Below are 18,328 nucleotides of genomic sequence, written 5' to 3'. Positions count from 1 at the left end.
TAGACCACAGTTTAGCGAAAATTCACCTATTAAGAAATCCACTATTTAGTCCGTAAAGTAACGTAATTAGGTGTAATCTTGGATTGCGTCACACTCTTGCCAGCCAAATTCACTCATTAGACTCTGCCAAACCGAATCAAACCCTGCTTGAATACGTATTGGCTCGCCAGTAATTGGGTGGTTGAACGCCAAACAAGACGCATGCAACAGCATACGATGGGTATCGTAATGCTCCCTAAACAAGCGATTGTGCCGGCCATCACCATGAGTCGTATCACCGACAATCGGGTGACTTAAATGATGCATATGACGACGAAGTTGGTGCTTACGACCCGTCTTTGGCTTCATTTCCATTAAGCAGTAGCGGCTAGTTGGAAAACGACCTGTCGAGTATGGCACTTCAACCTTAGCCAATGGCTGATAGGCGGTGACCGCTGGCTGCGCCTCTTTTTCTTGGTCGGCAAACTTATCGGCAATTTTGTCGAGTTCCACTTTCAGTGGATAGTCTAAAACATCGCCTTGCTCAATCCAGCCACGAACAATGGCGTGATAGGTTTTCTCAATATTGTGCTCGGCAAACATCGGCATCGCTTTCGCTGCTATCTCACTCGAAAGTGCAAATAACAACACACCCGATGTTGGTCTATCCAAGCGGTGCAAAGGAAAAACGTGCTGACCAATTTGATCACGCAAAGTTTGCATGACAAAACGTGTTTCATTTTTATCTAGCCATGAGCGGTGTACCAACATACCCGCAGGCTTATTCACCGCAATGAGGTACTCGTCTCGGTAGACAATCTCTAGTAGCTCAACCTCTGGTAAAGCTGTCGATTCACTCATTTTGCGGCCTCATCTATCTGTTTAAGTACCATTAGAACCTCGGCCAACTCAGGACGTCGCTTCCACACTTCTTCAAAGTATGGCGTGATTTCAAACCCTTTTGGGGTGTCGCCACCGGCCTCAATCAGGGACTCCATTCGGGCAATAAAAATCCATTGCAACCACTCTTGGGGCTCAAGGGTATCTACTGCGAACGGCTGTTGGCTACTCAATGCCACTATATTTGGGGCGTTAAGCTGCCAAAGTGAGTGTTTTTTAAGCTGCTGTTTCAGCTCAACAAGTAATAACTTCATAGATCTATCTAGTAGCGCGACGAACTATTTCACGACTTTGCATCATCGCTATTGAAAATGGTCGTCAATGACTTGAAAATTGGCGATAGAATACCATTTATTGTTCTATACCCAAACCGTACTAGGAACCCCTCCATGGAAACCATTCATACTTTGACGGATCTATTGGTCAACAGTGGCTGCCAATATCACATCTACGATATCTCAAGACGCGTACAACTGATTGATAACGATCAGTTTGCTGCCGTCGAGCGCGCTAGTCAGCCTTACCCTTATCCGATTCAAAGACAGGCTCAGTTTGCCATCGCCTACTGGAACGAAGAAAAACAGCCTTGGATTTGGTTCCTTAAATTCCAGCTTGATGAGCGTGGATTACTGAGCCAAGTCGATGTCGGCCAGTTTCTAAAATACGTTCTTGAAGCAATGGGGACACGTCTTGGAAAAGAGATGAGCGAGGAGCAGCAAAAAAAGCTGTCAAACAACCCATTTACGTTTAAACCAACAGACGACAAGTTAGCTGTATTCCATAGCTTATTAAGAGCAGAATTGGATCTGACCACCAGCCAATACTATCAGCATGCACGTGACTACTTCCGTGGCGACCTTGGCTGGGATAACTGGCAAACGGTTGGACTGCAAGGCATCACCGATATGGCAACTAGGCTTGGACGTGATGAAAACGGTCGCTTGATCCGCACCAGCCTGCGTCACCTTGCCAGCGAGCCCCGCTATGCCCTGCTTGGCGCACTTGAGCATGTGGCGTTGCCAGAAAAGCTCTCTACAACGCTGCGCGAACTTGCTCAATTTGAATGCGAGTCCGACGAGCCGGATCTATTCTTGTTAGCCGCTTATGCTCGTGCGCTATCGGGTGGCAAGCCAGAGCAGCTAGAGTCATTAGTTACTGATATTTTAGCCAGTGCGCGCTTGAGTCATCTGGAAGTGCTGATTGCCATAGCAGGCCGTGCATGGCAGCCTCTGACTACGCCAGCCTTAGCCGAGAAGTTCTTGGTACGCTTGGCTCAAACTGGCAACCAAGGCTTGTTTAATCAATTATTTGCCGATCTAGTGATGATGCCGAGCCTGCGTTTAGTGCTTTTGCCACTGCTGCATTCTAGCCCATCACCAGAGCTCGCCAGCGCATTGATCGCGTTGCAACAGGCGGCAACACAAGGAAAAACTCACTAGGAAGGTGAAATGATAGATAATCTTTTGATGATATTGGCGCTGAGTGTGTTCTGCTTTGTATTTTGGCAGCAGCGGCGTCAATCTGAGATTGCCAAGGCGGCGGTGACACGTCGCTGTAAGGAGTTAGATCTGCAAATGTTGAGCGTCTCGTTTGGTGCTCACAGACTTAGAGATGCCAACGGCCGATTCGGTTGGCACACTATTTATGAGTTTGAGTTTTCAGCACTCGGTGACGACTATTACCAAGGAAAGCTGGTGATGAAAGGTTTTCATGTGCTGAACTTTCACTTTCCAGCACACCGAATGTAGATTGAAACTGATAGTACGGGCCATGCTCATCTTCCGCTTGTCCGTACTGTTCAAACCCGAGTTTACTCAGCAATCGAATCGAAGAGGCATGGTCAATATCGACGTTCGCTTCAAGCCTATTAAGCCCTAAAGTATGGACGGCATCAGGAATAAACGCTCTTAATACCTCTGTTGCAATCCCTTTGTTCCAATATTGCTTGTCAAAGATATAGCCTATCTCTCCTTCACCCTCCGCTCCGCGCTCAATGAAAATATGCCCCATATAATCGCGCGTACGCAGATCCAGAGCCGCCATCGCATAGAACTTTGAGTCGCTCAATATGGTATGAAACAATCGACGCGCAGTGGCTAGGGTATGAGGACCATTCATGTGTTTACGATTTTTCGCACACACGTTAAGCATCAGAAAATCCGACTCCAGATAGTCGGTATAGGGGACGAGAATGGTTCTGCGAGTAACTATTGTCATTGACTTCCTTTTCGTAACTGAATACCCAAATAACCTAATATAGGCTTTAGGCTCTGTGTTCTTTAGATTAAGTGCGACACTTACAAGAGAAGTATGAAAGTTAGGGTTTATAAATAAGAAAAGCCCCAACACTTGCGTATTGGGGCTATAGTCTTACTCGCAGCAGTCCGGCTACTAAAAATGCTCCATGCATCATCCGTAATAGTGGCTGAATCCTTCAGCTATATCCATTCGTCGCCGTCCTAGCGGTGTCCATCTCATCCAATGACGCTAACTATCCCAGTCAGCTCGCTTCACTTGTTCCTTGAGCGGTGTCCTTGACCATCATCCTGATGGGGTTCCTTGCACTCTTCCTGAGTGTATCCATTTCCCTAAAAATCACCGTCCTGATGATTGTTCGCTTCCCGCGCTATCCTAACTTCCGTGCTGGTTACGTTTCCCTTGGTAACCAAATCTTCTTCCTGAAGATGACCTTCCAATGTCATTCCTGTTCCGTGTCAGCATCCTTCCGACAGGTTCTAATTTACCCTAATGGCGATTCTGGACAATCTACCCAATTCAAAAAGTTTTTCGTCGACACTGTTAATTAAAGGTTAAATACCATATTTAACATGAGCTTATTGATTTTCTCTTCCAAATTTCTGGCGATTTTTTCTCTTTATCTCACAGCTCGTGTGAGAGATCTCGCACAGGGTGTTTCCAAATTGGCTAATGTCTTAGATTCACTCGCTTCAAGTCACTGGTGATGACCGTCACACAAGCTCCATCTGTACCTCCCTTAGATTCGAAGGTACTATTAATGGCTAGCCTATTTAACGGAATAACCAACATGATAACCAAAGATGTCTCCGCTGAGATTGAAGCTGCAATCAGCTCATTGCACGCAGAGGGAAAAGAGCCAACCGTCGCACTAGTAAAAGCGCGTTTGAAGACTAAAGTACCTATGCCTGCGCTGATCACCGTGATCAAATCTTGGAAGAGCAGTCAACATGTACCAAAAGTTGAAATCGCTGCTGAGAAAGCAGAGCAACCTCTAGAGCTAAGAGTGAAGGAATTAGAGCAGCAAGTTGCCACACTGACTCAGCGATTGACTGCATTGGAGCAATCTCGTGACTGAACCGTTAAAACAAGCCGTTAAGATTTGGGTCGATGCCGATGCATGCCCAAAAGTGATTCGAGAAACACTGTGCCGAGCCGCGGAACGCACTGGCTTAACCTGTACCTTTGTTGCTAACCACAGCGTACCTGTACCGAAACGAGACAATATCCACTCGCTAACCGTACCTGCTGGGTTTGACATTGCAGACAATGAAATCGTGAAAAGAGTCAACGCCGGTGACTTGGTTATCACGTCTGATATTCCTTTGGCAGATGAAGTGATCACTAAAAATGCTTTGGCGCTCAGCCCACGCGGTGAGCTTTATACTAAAGATACCATTAAGGCTCGTCTTAATATCCGTGACTTTATGGACACTATGCGCTCTAGTGGAGTTCAAACTGGTGGTCCGGCACCACTTGGGCAGACAGAGCGCCGTGAATTTGCCAACCATTTAGACAGATTTTTGGCAAGAGCAACACGCTAGGTTGAAATGACCACCTCAAAACAAAAAAAGAGTCAGCCGATATTCGACTGACTCTTTTTGTATTCAATGTAGTCAAGCGTTATGGACGCGGTAAGTAATCCGCTTTACCCACCCACTTGTAGCTGGTTAACTCTTCTAGCCCCATAGGGCCGCGAGCATGGAGTTTCTGCGTTGATACCGCAACTTCTGCACCAAGACCAAATTGAGCGCCGTCCGTGAAGCGTGTCGAAGCATTTACGTAAACTGCAGCTGAGCCTACAGAGTTAATGAATTTCTCTGAGTTAATTAGGCTGTTAGTCATGATCGCATCAGAGTGGCTAGCGTTATGAACGCGCATATGGTCGATGGCTTCTTCAACATCTGCCACAACTTTCACACCTAAAGTGAAACTCAGCCACTCGGTATCAAAGTCACCCTCACCTGCGTCACGCAAATCATCAAAACCTGCCAACATCGCTTTCGCTTTTGGCTCTGTGACCAGTGAAACTTTACCTTTCAAGCGCTCAGCGATCATTGGTAGGAATTCAGTTGCGACTTTCTCGTGCACAAGCAGAGTATCTAATGAGTTACATGCCGATGGACGTTGCACTTTTGAGTTCTCAACCACATCCAAAGAACGAGCAAGATCCGCACTATCATCAACAAAGATATGGCTAATGCCAAAGCCGCCGATGATAACTGGGATGTTACTGTTCTCTTTACACATTTTGTGAAGACCAGCACCACCGCGCGGGATGATCATGTCTACGTAGTCATCCAGCTTAAGTAGCTTAGAAACCAGTTCACGATCCGGTTTTTCAATGTACTGTACTGATGCCGCAGGCAGACCCGCTTTATCGAGTGCAGACTGGATCACTTTAACCAGTTCCATGTTAGAGAAGAAGGTCTCTTTACCACCACGAAGGATGCTGGCGTTACCGGTTTTCAAACACAGTGCTGCGATATCAATCGTAACGTTTGGACGTGCTTCATAAATCACACCAACAACACCAAGTGGCACGCGGCGGCGCGATAGGCTCATGCCGTTTTCAAGCACTTTGCTGTCGATTTCACTGCCAACAGGATCAGACAGAGTGATAACGTTGCGAACGTCATCAGCAATGCCTTTCAGGCGTTGTTTGTTCAGCAGCAGACGATCAAGTAGCGCTTCTGTTAGACCGGCTTCACGACCTAGGTCGATGTCTTTCGCATTCGCAGCCAAAATAACGTCGGCGTTTGCTTCAAGTTCATCGGCAATGATTTGCAGTGCGCGATTCTTTTGCGCCGTTGACGCGGTCGCCAAAGCAAAGCTGGCTTGCTTCGCGTTTTGGCCTAGTTTAATCATGTCCATAACGGTTCCCTTTATTCTTAATCTTGAATGACGACCATATCGTCGCGATGAATCACTTCTGCACCATAATCATAGCCAAGCGTATCAGCAATTTCTTTACTGTGCTTACCTGCTATTTTGGACAGATCGGCATCGGAGTAGCCACAAATTCCTTTTGCAACTAAAGCCCCGTCATTGGTCGTCACACGTACCACTTCACCACGAGCGAAGCGGCCTGAAACTTTTATAACCCCTTTAGCAAGTAAGCTACTGCCCTTGCCTATTACCGCATTCACTGCGCCTGAATCGATAACAATGTTACCGGTTGCTGCAGGGCCTGCGAGTATCCAACGTTTACGATTTTCCAATGCTTCTGGTAGAGGCAAGAAGCGAGTACCTTGAGGCTCATCAGATAGTGAGTCAAACACCACGTTTTCCGCACTACCCGCTGCAATAATAACTTCAATCCCTGCTCGGCGTGCAATGTCTGCCGCTTGAAGCTTGGTTGCCATACCACCGGTTCCTAATGTGGTACCGCTGCCACCTGCGATCTTGCGAAGCGTTTCATCAATCGTTGTCACTTCACGGATCAACTCTGCATTTGGGTCTTTGCGAGGATCGGCGGTAAACAAACCGCGTTGGTCGGTAAGCAGCAACAGCTTATCCGCACCACACAAAATACCCACCAATGCCGATAGATTGTCGTTGTCGCCAACCTTAATTTCACTGGTCGCAACTGCGTCGTTCTCATTCACCACTGGAATGATGTCGTTCTCAACCAAGGCATTGATGGTATCGCGTGCATTAAGAAAGCGTTCACGATCTTCAAGATCGGCACGCGTTAGCAGCATTTGGCCGATTTTAAGCCCGTAAATAGCAAACAAAGACTCCCATACTTGAATAAGCTGGCTTTGACCAACAGCGGCTAAAAGCTGCTTACTCGCCATCGTTTTGGGAAGTTCGGGGTAACCTAGGTGCTCGCGACCCGCCGCAATTGCACCTGACGATACCATTACAACGGAGTGTCCAAGCTTTTTCAGCTCAGCACATTGTCTGACCAGCTCAACCATGTGCGCTTTATTTAGCGCTAGGGAACCACCTGTTAGGACACTAGTACCTAACTTCACCACTACCGTTTTTTTGTCGGCAGTTTGACGAGTAATATCCAAAGTTATCTCTACTTGTTTGACGTGAAAAATTGAATAAGGAGTGATGTTTTAGCAATCAAACATCATTTGTACAAGTAAAAAAGCAAAGCGGGGGGCAAAGAGGCACAAAAAAGGCTCCAAAGCTGCTCAAGGCTGGCTCTGGAGCCTAATGACAGGCGGTTATACAAACTCTACTGAGTCGTCATGAATAGAGACAGCGAGTTCGAACTTATCCTTAAGTGTCGCTTCCAATTTTTGATGAAACACCTCTTGGGTGCGATTTATTTCGTTAATAGCCGATTTTGGTGCCGATTCTAAAATCCACTCGCCTGTTTGGTTGTAGCGACCGATTTGATACGTCGCCTCAAACTGCCCATCTACTAGGGCTAAATCGAGCCACCAGCCCCAAAACTCTCTATCTTCTGGAGATTTGGCATCATCCACGCACACCGAAAGGCAGTCAAAGTGATAGCTACCGTCTTTACTCAAGGTTTCTCGTAAATACGGACCAATAGCTTTAAACGCAGCAATTAAGCGATAGTGAGTAGGGGTTTTCGCCGTTTCTGACATAGGGAAACTCCGTTTCTATATGAAATAGGGATAAAACATAAATAGCGATAATAAATTGTGTTTAATTTATATTTTTATCATGCACTTGATTACACAATCATTTCACATAGTTCACTAAATTTGCACAAATGTCACTTTAAAAGTTCGTCCTCCAACCACTTGATGGCCATTTCGAGGGATTGCGCATATCCCTTAGCTATGCCTTTTGCAGGTATCTCACGTGCTTTGCCATATTGACTAAACATCGCTAACAAGCGGTTATCGGATAGCGGCGACACAATATCCCCTTCCATACTCATTGCCAAAATAGGCACTTTAGTTCGGCGAGATGATAAGAAGCCTTGAATTTTCAGCGACCATGCCATCAGTTGCCCAGCAAGGCTATTAATGTCTACCGCATCTTTCCCAAGACGAGACGCTAGCATATCGATATACATTTTCGGCATCGACTGAATGATCTTCGGTGTCGCTAAACAGTGGTGAATTGGTGCACCAAGCGTCACGCACGCTTTAATTTTATCTGGCTCAAGAAACGACAAACGAGCCATGGCGTTGCCGCCAAAACGAAAGCCGAGCAAACCCACTCTAAAATGGTCAACCCAAGGAATATTTGGCAGCTCTTGTATTACCGCTTGGTGCAGACAAGAGGTATCTTCGGTTAGTGGCCAGTGTGAGCTGTGCCCTATCGATGGCATATCCACCGTCAACATCGCGATACCGGCCGGCGCTAGGTAGTCTCTAAATAAACGCCACATATCGGTTTGCAACGAATCAAGTCCAGCGCTAACAATGACAACAGGCTGAGGTTTTTCGGTGCTTACCAGGTGAAGGTTAGCGGTAATGCGTCGATTCTGATAAGGAATCTCAACTTGCTTAATGATGTGACTGGTGTGTTTCGCGGCTTCATTGTAGGCGTTATTTGCCAGAACCTGAGCTTGCAGTGCCAAGTTGTCATTTTTAAGATGGGGGTAGCCTGCGATACTAAAGCTAAGCGATGCTTTAAACAGCTCTTCCGCCGCAGCATCGCCTTGCAAATCATTGGCACGCTTTTGATGCATCATGCCATGCTTAGTCCACTCATAGTTCCAGTTGCCACCGTGGTACCCCATAACGGTATCCAGCCACTCATCAACCGTTCTCGAGTGTTCTGAAGAGGCAATTTTTGCCAATACCGACTCTAATTCAATCGGATCCATCCCTTGCCAAACCCACTGCAAACGCAATAAGTTGCGATACCAAGAGGTTGGCTGCTGTGATCGACGCTCCTCAAGCACTCGGATACTGCTTGGCATATACCGGATAAGGTGGGAGGTTTCTTTAGCCTGCTTGTTTTTTTCAAACAAGGTTTCAGAGATGTTTTTGCTGACTTCTTCGGACATACGCGCACCTAGCATTACCTGTTAACAGCAACAATATAATCGAATAATCGCGATTATTCAGTGTTTTTGTCTCTCAATTGCTGCAAATTACTCGATGATTGACGCCGAAACTCAGTTGGCGTTTGACTTACTAGCTTTCGAAACTGGTGTCGGAAGGTACTTTCGGAGGCAAAGCCGCAATGGTAGGCAATGTGTGACACCGTTGAAGAGGTCGTTGCTAGCAGTTCTTTAGCGCGATCCACTCGTGCTCGCGTTAGCCATTCAATCACAGGGAGCCCTACAACATTCTTAAATGTTCGCTGAAAAGTACGCGGCGTCATATCCATCTGACTGGCAAGAGAGTCCACATTGTGAGGTTCAGACAGTCTCTCTCTTACCCAATCCATAACTTCCGCAATCTTAGTCTGCGAAGTCGCCATCGCTTCTTGAGAAACGATCTGTAGCTGTTCACCATCTCTGTATGCCGGTATCACCAAGCGCTGTGCCACCATATTGGCAATTCTATAACCATAATCCTGACGTACGATATAGAGCATCATGTCCAATCCCGCCGCTGAGCCCGCTGAGGTCAAGATATTGCCATCTTCGATGTACAGCGAAGATGGGGACACCCGAAGGCTTGGATAGCGTTGTGACAGTAGGTTTGAATGATGCCAATGTGTCGTCACCGCTCGACCATTGAGTAACCCTGCTGCTGCGAGCACAAATGCCCCTGTGCAAATACTACAAATACGTGCGCCTCGTTCATGAGCTCGCTTTAGTGCATTGACCAATACCTCTGGGGGCTGCTCATTAACATCTCGCCAACCAGGAAGAATGATTGTGTCGGCTTGCTCTAGTATCTCTGGACCGTGCTCAAACGTCACCGACACGCCCCCTATCGCTTGCACCGTACTTGACTCTATCCCACACACTTTAAACTGATACAAATCAACGCCAAGCTCTGGTCGTTCAAGTCCAAAAATTTCCACCGCACAGCCAAACTCAAAGGTTCTCAGTAACTCGAATCCCACTAAAACAACAGCGTGTGGCAACGAGTTGGCATGATCTTGATGCATTTTGTCCCTATCCATTCTGTTGTATGAGCCTTTTTGCTTATAGCCTTTGGTAAAGATTACCACACATGGACTTTAGCCAAGCGATGAACCTGACGACCTACTTCAAATTATTCCTTTCTGCTTTTTTTTGGGGAGGCTCGGCCATCGCAGGGAAAATAGCGATGGAGACCTTTTCTGTCTCTATGGTCACTATATTAAGATTCGGTATTGCCGCTTTGGTGTTAGCGCTGCTTTATCGGCGACAGATTCAGCGCTATTCCATGCCAATAATGCGCCATATCAAGGTAGCGCTCACCGCCTTCTTTGGGATCACCGCCTGCTACTACTTCTACTTCCGAGGCCTTGACCTATCAAGTGCATTCAACGCAGGTGTCATTGAAGCAACGATTCCTTGTCTAACACTGTTTATCGCTACTTGCAGCGGAAAACGAGAGAGTCTCACCAAAGTGGTTGGCTTTATCGCGGCCTATGTGGGGGTTATTTACATCGTATTTGATGGGCAATTGGATAAACTGCTCAGTATTGAGTATTCCGTTGGCGACCTGTTGCTTCTGCTTAGCACATTCTGCTTTGCTGTTTACAACATTTTTGTCGAACGCAACAAACAAGATACGCCAAACAATCTGTTTATGTACTATATCTTCCTGTATGGAAGTCTGTTGCTGCTTCCGTGGCCACTCATTGAATGGGCAATGACAGGTAATGCTATGGTATTGAAGCCAATAGGCTTCGACGCCATTGTTGCCATCCTATTTATGGCCTTGGGTGGCTCTGTAGTGGCATATCTATTTTTCAACCAAGCAATTTCCGTTATTGGTGCAGCCAGTGCGTCCTCATTTATTAATCTAGTACCCGTAATTACCGTGTTTCTGTCGGTGTTCTATCTCAAGGAAGACATCTCAGTCAGCCAATGGATAGGCTCCGCTATCATCTTTGTCGGCGTGGCTATTTCGAACTATGAACCGAAGCGTCGCCAAAAAAACATCAGCCAACAATCTAGCTGACGGATTTACAGACAGGACAATTCAAAGTGTATCGCCAGTGGTTCCAGTAATCGCTAGACGAAAAAAAACCGCGATATCAACTATCGCGGTTTTTTTAAACATCACTGTTTACTTTTGCTTACGGTTAATTGGCTCAACGTAAGACAGTGCCATATCCCATGGCTGCTCGATCCAACAATCTTGGTCGATATCAACAATATATTCGTCAACTAGCTCAACGCCAGCAGGCTTAGCACACACTGTTACTAGCTTAGCTTTAGGGTACATTTCACGGATTTTACGAGCCGTGTCGCCGCTATCCACTAGATCATCAACGATTAGGTAACCTTCACCGTCGTGCTCTGGTGCTTTTAGTACCGTCATATCACGTTGGTGATCGTGGTCGTAGCTAGAGATACATACTGTATCTACATAACGAATACCTAGCTCACGAGCTAGAATCGCTGCTGGTACTAGACCGCCACGACTTACACCGATAATGCCTTTCCACTGTTCAGCTGGCATTTGACGCTCAGCGAGTTGACGGCAATATGCGTGCATATTGTCCCAAGTGATGATGAATTTGTTAGCCATAATAATAACCTAATTAAACCGTATTCGAGACTTAAGCAGCCACAATGTACTTGATGACAAAGATTGCAGACATTACCCATACACTCATAGATACGTCACGACCTTTACCACTCAATGCCTTAATAGCCGCGTAAGCGATGAAGCCAAGTGAGATGCCTTCTGCAATTGAGAATGTAAATGGCATCAGCAAGCAAGTTACAACAACCGGTGCCGCTTCAGTAATGTCTCTCCAGTCGATACCAACTAGACCAGACATCATGAGAATTGCTACATAGAATAGCGCACCCGCGGTTGCGTAAGCTGGGATCATACCCGCCAAAGGCGAGAAGAATAAAGCAAGTACAAACAAAATGCCAACAACAACTGCAGTAAGACCAGTACGACCACCTGCCGCAACACCTGCTGTACTTTCTACATAAGAAGTCGTGTTTGATGTGCCGAGTAGCGCACCTACTGATGTTGCTGTTGAGTCAGCCAGTAGTGCTTTATTAAGACGTGGGATCTTACCATCTTTACCGATTAGGTCTGCTTTTTGAGCAACACCTACTAGCGTGCCTGCCGTGTCGAACAAGTCAACAAATAGGAAAGCAAACACAACAGAAATCATACCGATTTCGAACACTGCAGAGAAATCAAGCTGCATGAACGTTGGTGCAATGCTTGGTGGCGTAGACATAATGCCGCCCCACTGAACATCACCAAAAATAAGGCCTAGACCTGTTACTGCAAGGATAGCAATCATTACCGCGCCTTTCACACCACGGTGAACAAGAGCGATAGTAATGAAGAAACCTACAGCAGCTAACGTAGCTGGAAGAGAGGTAATGTGACCTAGAGATACAAGCGTCGCTGGGTTATCAACTACGATACCCGCGTTCTTTAGAGCAATCAGCGCTAAGAACAGACCAATACCCGCAGAGATACCAGTACGAAGCGACATAGGAATGGAGTTAATGATCCACTCACGGATCTTAAACACACTCAAGAGAATGAATAAAATACCAGAACAGAATACCGCCGCCAGCGCGACTTGCCATGTATAGCCCATGCCCAGCACTACCGCGTAGGTAAAGAAGGCGTTTAGACCCATACCTGGCGCTTGAGCAATTGGGTAGTTAGCAACAAAGCCCATGATAAAACAGCCAATCGCAGCTGCTAGACAAGTAGCAACGAATACTGCGCCGCGATCCATGCCGGCATCAGCTAGAATTGCTGGGTTAACAAAAATAATGTAAGCCATCGTCAGGAAGGTAGTAATACCTGCGATAATCTCAGTGCGCACTGTAGTGCCATTTTCACTGAGCTTGAACAGCTTCTCGAGCATAATCGAATCCCTAAAAAGTGTAAAAAGTAAACGGTTGCGTAAACGATTGGCGCGAATTATAAGGTTATCAAAACGCAAATTCCAGCTAGAATTTAGACTCTAATCAACATATTTTCCGCTTGATATGAAACCTATTCGGTAACGACTGCTAACAAATTGAAATAGTTACCGCGTTTGCGCCCTATTTCATCATAGCGATAAGGTGAGATAACTGGACAAAAATTCACCATCCTTTTTGAGATTAAGATGGCATTTCTTAGAAAAAGGCAAAAAAAACGCCACTCCAGAGAGTGGCGGTAGAATAATTTGGTCATCAATTGGGGTATATAACCAACAACAAATTCTCAATTTAGGGGAAAATCTTAATGACTATCTACCGTAGTAGACATTGTACGCGAAGTCTTTCGTGTATACGTTTTGGTTGGTCCAAAACATCGCGCTTGCTAAACCTTGCATAACATCACCTTCTAACAAAACAAATAATGGATAAAGTTGCTTTGAATCTCGGTTCCTTGGAGGCGATAAATCGGGCTCAATCCTTGAACAAGCTATGTTGAATCACTCAACTGTTCAAAAGAATACCATATTGGATTTAAATTACAAGACTTATGGCGATCTAAGTCACATAAATTTCATAATCATTGAAATCCACTGCCAATTCTGTAATTTTATTACGGATAGCATTATCACCAATATGCATACCAGTGCATTTTATAAATCATTCCAGTAACACGCGACATTACATAATTGCTTTGCTTTTACTACTCGTTGTTTACAACTAATGGTATCCTTCTCTTTATCTTAAATAAGCTAGAAAACCAGATGTTCTCACCTCGAATCTAAACATCTGGGGAATAACAATCTAGCCTAGTCTGCATAAAGGAGAGTTCCGTGTCTGAATTCCATTCTGAAATCAGCAAGTTGTCACCGGCACCGGTTTGGCAATTTTTCGACAAAATCTGCTCAATCCCACACCCTTCAAAACATGAAGAAGCCCTAGCACAGTACATTATTGGCTGGGCGAAAGAGCAAGGTCTTGATGTAAAACGCGACGATACAGGCAACGTATTCATTAAAAAGCCAGCAACGGCAGGCATGGAAGACAAGAAAGGTGTGGTTCTACAAGCGCACATCGATATGGTGCCTCAGAAAAATGAAGACACTGACCACGATTTTACTCAAGACCCAGTCCAGCCATACATTGATGGTGAGTGGGTAACCGCAAAAGGCACAACGCTTGGTGCTGACAATGGCATCGGTATGGCAACTTGCCTGGCTGTACTTGCTTCAAACGATATCAAACACGGTCCACTAGAAGTTCTATTGACCATCGATGAAGAAGCTGGCATGACTGGCGCATTCGGCCTAGAGGCAGGCTGGCTAGAAGGTGACATTCTTCTAAACACTGACTCTGAGCAAGAAGGCGAAGTGTACATGGGTTGTGCGGGCGGTATTGACGCAGCCATTACGTTCGACATCACTCGTGAAGCAGCACCTCAAGGCTATGTTGCGCGTCAGCTAACACTGAAAGGTCTGAAAGGCGGCCACTCTGGCTGTGATATTCACACTGGTCGCGGCAACGCCAACAAACTGCTCGGCCGCTTCTTAGCGGGTCACGCAAAAGAGCTTGATGCTCGCCTAATTGAATTCCGTGGTGGCAGCCTACGTAACGCTATTCCACGCGAAGGTTTTGTTACTCTAGCACTACCAGAAGAAAACCTACCGAAGCTAGAAGAACTTTACAGCTTCTACACTGAGCTAGTGAAATCTGAGCTAGGCGCTATTGAAACTGACATTGTTAGCTTTAACGAAGCAAATGATCTTAGCGATGTGTTCGAGTCTTACGCTCAATCGCGCTTTATCGCAGCACTGAATGCTTGCCCGAATGGCGTTATTCGAATGAGTGATGACATTGAAGGTGTCGTTGAGACCTCACTAAACGTTGGTGTGATCACGACGCAAGCGGATAAAGTTGAAGTACTATGCCTTATTCGCTCGCTTATCGATTCAGGCCGCTCTCAAGTAGAAGGCATGTTGGCATCGGTCGCAGAGCTTGCGGGTGCGACGATTGAATGTTCTGGCGCCTACCCGGGTTGGAAGCCAGATCCAGAGTCAGAGATCATGGCTATCTTCCGTGATATGTACGAAGGTATCTACGGTCACAAACCAAACATCATGGTGATCCACGCGGGTCTAGAATGTGGTCTATTCAAAGAACCGTATCCAAACATGGACATGGTCTCTTTCGGCCCAACTATTAAGTTCCCTCACTCGCCTGACGAGAAGGTGAAAATCGACACGGTTGAGCTATTCTGGAACCAAATGGTAGCACTACTAGAAACGATTCCAGCGAAAGCTTAATTAAGTCAGAACTGTGATTGATAAGCCGATGTTTAACCAAAACGTCGGCTTTTTTGTTTCACATCAATTGTGCCTTTTGAGTTTCCTCTGCAGCCTGTGTATATTGAGACCAGTTATCATTTATAGAGAAAGACATTATGCAAGTTTACGGTTGTTGTGATTTGGTTCGCGAAATCTACGCACAAATTGGCAGTGGCGATCAAGCCTACATTCCACAAGCAATTTCATGTGCCGTTCGTACTCTAAACGAAGTGGCTGCAAATGAAAGCCTACCAAAAGATATCCGTGAGCAAGCGGCATTCGCGGCAGCAAACCTTTTGATTTCGGATTTTGAAGATAAGTAGAAACTAAAGATGAATCTAGCCAACTTTGAAACTATGGATCCTGTGATGCTAATGAGTATCGTCAACATGAAACTGCGTGACGACTTTGGAGGTGATTTAGATAAACTCGTCAACTACTTCGACATCAGTAAACCTGCTCTTATCGAGAAGCTTGCCAGTGTTGGCTTTGACTTCCTAGAAGATGCCGGTCAGTTCCGATAGACAAAAACACCGCTAAGGGAAACCTAGCGGTGTTTTTTTCATTCTTGATTCATAGTCAGTGTTTAGCCAAATGACGCCCAAATCACGGTAACAACAAGTACTGGGCACACAAACTTCACGTACCAAGGCCATACCTTACCAAACCAGCCAAGTTGGAACTCTGGGCAGCCTTGTTCAAGCTCTTTAATCTTACTCGCGCGGCTCCAAACCCAACCACCAAACAAGCAGAACAACAGTGCGGCAATAGGCTGTAAGTATTGCGTCGCAACCATAGCGACAAATCCAAACAGATCACCAAAGTTAAATACGATGTAGATACTAAACAGCGCAATAAGCGCACCGAGTACCCAGCTGGTTTTCTTGCGGCCGGTGTTAAAGCGCTCATCGACAAGGGCAACCGGACACTCTAGCATCGAAATAGATGACGTTAGCGCTGCAATGGTCAATAGCAAGAAAAACACCACTGAGAACACTAAACCAAGTATGCCCAATGATTCAAACATCAACGGTAATACCGTAAAGACCAAGGTATCTGAGCTCAATAGAGAGCCATCTTCTGCATAAATCTGAACGCCTTTTTGCATCGCGACAAACATCGCCGGCATCACCACAAGGCCTGCAATAAACGCCACTGAGGTATCCACTAAGGTCACATTCATTGCCATTTTCGGCAGGTTTTCTTTTTTCGACAAGTAAGAGCCGTAAATAAGCATCGAACAGCCACCAATCGTCAGCGAGAAGAAGCCTTGCCCCATGGCCGCGAGGATGAGTTTTCTGTCCCACACTTTTTCAAAATCTGGGATCAGATAATGTTTAAGCCCTTCAACTGCGCCCTGCTGCATCATGATATAGATAAACAGCAATCCAAAAAGGATGAACAGCGATGGCATCAAACGTGTCGACCATTTTTCAATGCCCTTCTTTACCCCGCCTTGAACAATCAACACCGTCAGCAAATAGAAAAGCACTGTACCAAATACATTTCTTTCGACACTAAAACCTTTGAACCAGTCCGCAAGTGACGTCAGACCGGCAATGTCTGCCAGTGCGCCAAACAAGAAGCAAATCAGCCAGCCGCCGACGATGGAATAGAACGCCAATACTGCGCAAGGCACCGCGAGGCCAATCCAACCGACTATGCCACCAACCACCTTGCCGATAGGGTGGGAGGTAAGAGACTTCATGCTATCGACAGGGTTGGCTTGCCCATGTCGACCGATGGCCATTTCCACCACTAACATAGGAAACGCCACGACCAATATCATGACTAAATACACCAATAGGAAAGCACCACCACCGTTGCTGGCGGCTTGTGTTGGGAAGCCCCAAATATTACCCAATCCTACGGCTGCACCTGCAGCGGCTAAAATGAAGCCTAAACGAGAACCGAAATGCTCCCTTGGAGCCGTCGCTAAGTTTGAATTATCCACTGTAAAGATTCTTATGTACTAGTTTGCTGGTACATTAAGATAAAAATCGATTATAAGCAATCAATTTGGCGCAATAAACTAACGAAGACAAAAAATGCAAACGTAAGTATTAATTTACGAACAATACTTAGAATAGGTTCGACTCGCTGTTTTTTTTGCACGCTATTTGTTCGGTTAACACTGTTACCCGTCTGCTCGGTCAGTTCATGTTGAGCGTAAGCCCCCCTAGTTCGTCATTCCTGCGCAGGGGTGACGACTTAATTGAGTTTGTTGAACAAGCTACATTCGTCATTCCTGCGCAGGCAGGAATCTACTCAAGGCTTGGTGATCGCGTATAGAAGACCCCTGTCTACGCAGGGGTGACGACTTAATTGAGTTCGTTGAACAAGCTACATTCTTCATTCCTGCGCGGGCAGGAATCTACTCAAGGCTTGGTGATCGCGTATAGAAGACCCCTGCCTGCGCAGGGGTGACGACTTAATTGAGTTCGTTGAACAAGCTACATTCTTCATTCCTGCGCAGGCAGGAATCTACTCAAGGCTTGGTGATCGCGTATAGAAGACCCCTGCCTACGCAGGGGTGACGACTTAATTGAGTTCGTTGAACAAGCTACATTCGTCATTCCTGCGCGGGCAGGAATCTACTCAAGGCGGTATTGACCGGGCTCATAGGTAACAGTTCTAACCGGGCACATGGGTAACAAGTGCTAATGTGTAAGCTTCGAAGAGGAGAAGCTTATGCCATGGGAAGAGACTTGCATCATGAGCCAAAGAGAACTTTTCATTGAAGATTGGCTTAGCCATCGATTTTCTATTAGCGAGCTGTGCCAGCGTTATGGCATAGCTCGTAAAACAGGCTACAAATGGATCAACCGTTTCCGCGAGCAAGGAATGACTGGTTTAGCTGACTTGAGTCGAGCTAGACATACCCATTCCAATCAAACGCCGG

At 46.1% G+C, this 18,328-nt stretch carries 20 protein-coding genes; 9 read left to right on the top strand and 11 right to left on the bottom strand.

The genetic code is table 11. The annotated features are described in order from the left end of the window. Positions 1–66 precede the first annotated feature (66 nt). Positions 67–840 (bottom strand): tRNA pseudouridine(65) synthase TruC, encoded by a 774-nt coding sequence (gene truC / locus L4C42_RS16780; RefSeq protein ID WP_353496801.1) that lies wholly within the window; start codon positions 838–840, stop codon positions 67–69. Continuing rightward, entirely contained in the window at positions 837–1,133 is a 297-nt protein-coding gene (locus L4C42_RS16775) for a YqcC family protein (protein ID WP_353496802.1), read from the bottom strand. Before L4C42_RS16775 ends, truC begins: the two co-directional genes overlap by 4 nt. Positions 1,134–1,268: 135 nt before the next feature. Here L4C42_RS16775 and L4C42_RS16770 point away from each other — a divergent pair, with 135 nt between their 5' ends. Beyond that, entirely contained in the window at positions 1,269–2,318 is a 1,050-nt protein-coding gene (locus tag L4C42_RS16770) for a DUF3549 family protein (protein WP_353496803.1), read from the top strand. Between the two features lie 9 nt (positions 2,319–2,327). Beyond that, positions 2,328–2,627, top strand: coding sequence for a DUF3301 domain-containing protein (locus L4C42_RS16765; RefSeq protein WP_353496804.1), 300 nt, complete (start codon positions 2,328–2,330; stop codon positions 2,625–2,627). Here the strand turns inward: L4C42_RS16765 and L4C42_RS16760 are convergent. Next, a complete protein-coding gene (locus L4C42_RS16760; protein ID WP_353496805.1) occupies positions 2,518–3,096 on the bottom strand; it encodes a GNAT family N-acetyltransferase in 579 nt (192 codons plus the stop codon). The genes L4C42_RS16765 and L4C42_RS16760 overlap by 110 nt on opposite strands. Before the next feature lie 829 nt (positions 3,097–3,925). Here L4C42_RS16760 and L4C42_RS16755 point away from each other — a divergent pair. Both L4C42_RS16755 and L4C42_RS16750 read left to right on the top strand, forming a co-directional pair. Continuing rightward, positions 3,926–4,213 carry a hypothetical protein gene (locus L4C42_RS16755; protein ID WP_353498720.1) on the top strand — a complete coding sequence of 96 codons (288 nt, stop codon included), beginning with the start codon at positions 3,926–3,928 and terminating at the stop codon, positions 4,211–4,213. Next, entirely contained in the window at positions 4,206–4,679 is a 474-nt protein-coding gene (locus L4C42_RS16750; protein WP_353496806.1) for a YaiI/YqxD family protein, read from the top strand. The genes L4C42_RS16755 and L4C42_RS16750 overlap by 8 nt, the downstream gene beginning before the upstream one ends. 79 nt (positions 4,680–4,758) lie before the next feature. Here L4C42_RS16750 and L4C42_RS16745 read toward each other — a convergent pair whose 3' ends face one another. The 5 genes from L4C42_RS16745 to ftrA all read right to left on the bottom strand — a co-directional run bounded on the left by L4C42_RS16745 (position 4,759) and on the right by ftrA (position 10,143). After that, positions 4,759–6,009 carry a glutamate-5-semialdehyde dehydrogenase gene (locus L4C42_RS16745; protein WP_353496807.1) on the bottom strand — a complete coding sequence of 417 codons (1,251 nt, stop codon included), beginning with the start codon at positions 6,007–6,009 and terminating at the stop codon, positions 4,759–4,761. Between the two features lie 17 nt (positions 6,010–6,026). Beyond that, entirely contained in the window at positions 6,027–7,157 is a 1,131-nt protein-coding gene (proB, locus tag L4C42_RS16740) for a glutamate 5-kinase (protein WP_418642026.1), read from the bottom strand. Positions 7,158–7,316: 159 nt separating this feature from the next. Beyond that, complete coding sequence (crl, locus tag L4C42_RS16735; protein ID WP_353496808.1) at positions 7,317–7,706, bottom strand: sigma factor-binding protein Crl; 390 nt, start codon at positions 7,704–7,706, stop codon at positions 7,317–7,319. Positions 7,707–7,837: 131 nt separating this feature from the next. Then, positions 7,838–9,085 (bottom strand): esterase FrsA, encoded by a 1,248-nt coding sequence (frsA, locus tag L4C42_RS16730; RefSeq protein WP_353496809.1) that lies wholly within the window; start codon positions 9,083–9,085, stop codon positions 7,838–7,840. Between the two features lie 53 nt (positions 9,086–9,138). Next, positions 9,139–10,143 (bottom strand): transcriptional regulator FtrA, encoded by a 1,005-nt coding sequence (gene ftrA / locus L4C42_RS16725; protein ID WP_353496810.1) that lies wholly within the window; start codon positions 10,141–10,143, stop codon positions 9,139–9,141. Between the two features lie 65 nt (positions 10,144–10,208). Between ftrA and L4C42_RS16720 the strand changes: the two genes are divergently transcribed. Then, positions 10,209–11,147, top strand: a complete 939-nt coding sequence (locus L4C42_RS16720; RefSeq protein WP_353496811.1) for a DMT family transporter — start codon at positions 10,209–10,211, stop codon at positions 11,145–11,147. A gap of 108 nt (positions 11,148–11,255) precedes the next feature. Here the strand turns inward: L4C42_RS16720 and gpt are convergent, their stop codons facing one another. Next, positions 11,256–11,720 (bottom strand): xanthine phosphoribosyltransferase, encoded by a 465-nt coding sequence (gene gpt / locus L4C42_RS16715; protein WP_042477599.1) that lies wholly within the window; start codon positions 11,718–11,720, stop codon positions 11,256–11,258. A 31-nt stretch (positions 11,721–11,751) separates the two neighbouring features. Continuing rightward, positions 11,752–13,044 (bottom strand): solute carrier family 23 protein, encoded by a 1,293-nt coding sequence (locus L4C42_RS16710; protein WP_112462098.1) that lies wholly within the window; start codon positions 13,042–13,044, stop codon positions 11,752–11,754. 891 nt (positions 13,045–13,935) lie between these two features. On the opposite strand from L4C42_RS16710, the gene L4C42_RS16705 reads away from it, so the two are divergent. From L4C42_RS16705 to L4C42_RS16695, 3 genes are all read left to right on the top strand, one after another. After that, positions 13,936–15,405, top strand: coding sequence for an aminoacyl-histidine dipeptidase (locus L4C42_RS16705; protein WP_429761319.1), 1,470 nt, complete (start codon positions 13,936–13,938; stop codon positions 15,403–15,405). Between the two features lie 137 nt (positions 15,406–15,542). Next, positions 15,543–15,749: a YaeP family protein gene (locus L4C42_RS16700; RefSeq protein ID WP_353496813.1), complete on the top strand. Its 207-nt coding sequence runs from the start codon at positions 15,543–15,545 to the stop codon at positions 15,747–15,749. Positions 15,750–15,758: 9 nt separating this feature from the next. Continuing rightward, positions 15,759–15,950, top strand: a complete 192-nt coding sequence (locus L4C42_RS16695) for a DUF4250 domain-containing protein (protein WP_418642024.1) — start codon at positions 15,759–15,761, stop codon at positions 15,948–15,950. A gap of 62 nt (positions 15,951–16,012) precedes the next feature. On the opposite strand, the gene L4C42_RS16690 is transcribed toward L4C42_RS16695, so the two are convergent. Continuing rightward, the gene (locus L4C42_RS16690) at positions 16,013–17,380 is read right to left on the bottom strand and encodes a sodium-dependent transporter (RefSeq protein WP_418642023.1); all 1,368 of its coding nucleotides are present in this window, start codon (positions 17,378–17,380) and stop codon (positions 16,013–16,015) included. A 737-nt stretch (positions 17,381–18,117) separates the two neighbouring features. Between L4C42_RS16690 and L4C42_RS16685 the strand changes: the two genes are divergently transcribed. Then, on the top strand, positions 18,118–18,328 hold a 211-nt coding region (locus L4C42_RS16685), incomplete at its 3' end, for a helix-turn-helix domain-containing protein (RefSeq protein ID WP_429761316.1).

The sequence above is a fragment of the Vibrio wakamikoensis genome (assembly GCF_050337275.1).
Classification (GTDB): domain Bacteria; phylum Pseudomonadota; class Gammaproteobacteria; order Enterobacterales; family Vibrionaceae; genus Vibrio; species Vibrio chaetopteri.
This window is presented reverse-complemented; position numbering and strand designations above follow the sequence as displayed.

Excerpts from the sequence above, each read along its gene's own strand:
- L4C42_RS16755 (WP_353498720.1), top strand. The coding sequence starts at position 3,926 with ATGATAACCAAAGATGTCTCCGCTGAGATTGAAGCTGCAATCAGCTCA.
- L4C42_RS16770 (WP_353496803.1), top strand. The coding sequence starts at position 1,269 with ATGGAAACCATTCATACTTTGACGGATCTATTGGTCAACAGTGGCTGC.
- L4C42_RS16710 (WP_112462098.1), bottom strand. The coding sequence starts at position 13,044 with ATGCTCGAGAAGCTGTTCAAGCTCAGTGAAAATGGCACTACAGTGCGC.
- L4C42_RS16745 (WP_353496807.1), bottom strand. The coding sequence starts at position 6,009 with ATGGACATGATTAAACTAGGCCAAAACGCGAAGCAAGCCAGCTTTGCT.
- L4C42_RS16695 (WP_418642024.1), top strand. The coding sequence starts at position 15,759 with ATGAATCTAGCCAACTTTGAAACTATGGATCCTGTGATGCTAATGAGT.
- gpt (WP_042477599.1), bottom strand. The coding sequence starts at position 11,720 with ATGGCTAACAAATTCATCATCACTTGGGACAATATGCACGCATATTGC.
- L4C42_RS16720 (WP_353496811.1), top strand. The coding sequence starts at position 10,209 with ATGGACTTTAGCCAAGCGATGAACCTGACGACCTACTTCAAATTATTC.
- ftrA (WP_353496810.1), bottom strand. The coding sequence starts at position 10,143 with ATGCATCAAGATCATGCCAACTCGTTGCCACACGCTGTTGTTTTAGTG.
- L4C42_RS16700 (WP_353496813.1), top strand. The coding sequence starts at position 15,543 with ATGCAAGTTTACGGTTGTTGTGATTTGGTTCGCGAAATCTACGCACAA.
- truC (WP_353496801.1), bottom strand. The coding sequence starts at position 840 with ATGAGTGAATCGACAGCTTTACCAGAGGTTGAGCTACTAGAGATTGTC.
- L4C42_RS16775 (WP_353496802.1), bottom strand. The coding sequence starts at position 1,133 with ATGAAGTTATTACTTGTTGAGCTGAAACAGCAGCTTAAAAAACACTCA.
- crl (WP_353496808.1), bottom strand. The coding sequence starts at position 7,706 with ATGTCAGAAACGGCGAAAACCCCTACTCACTATCGCTTAATTGCTGCG.
- L4C42_RS16765 (WP_353496804.1), top strand. The coding sequence starts at position 2,328 with ATGATAGATAATCTTTTGATGATATTGGCGCTGAGTGTGTTCTGCTTT.
- frsA (WP_353496809.1), bottom strand. The coding sequence starts at position 9,085 with ATGTCCGAAGAAGTCAGCAAAAACATCTCTGAAACCTTGTTTGAAAAA.
- L4C42_RS16760 (WP_353496805.1), bottom strand. The coding sequence starts at position 3,096 with ATGACAATAGTTACTCGCAGAACCATTCTCGTCCCCTATACCGACTAT.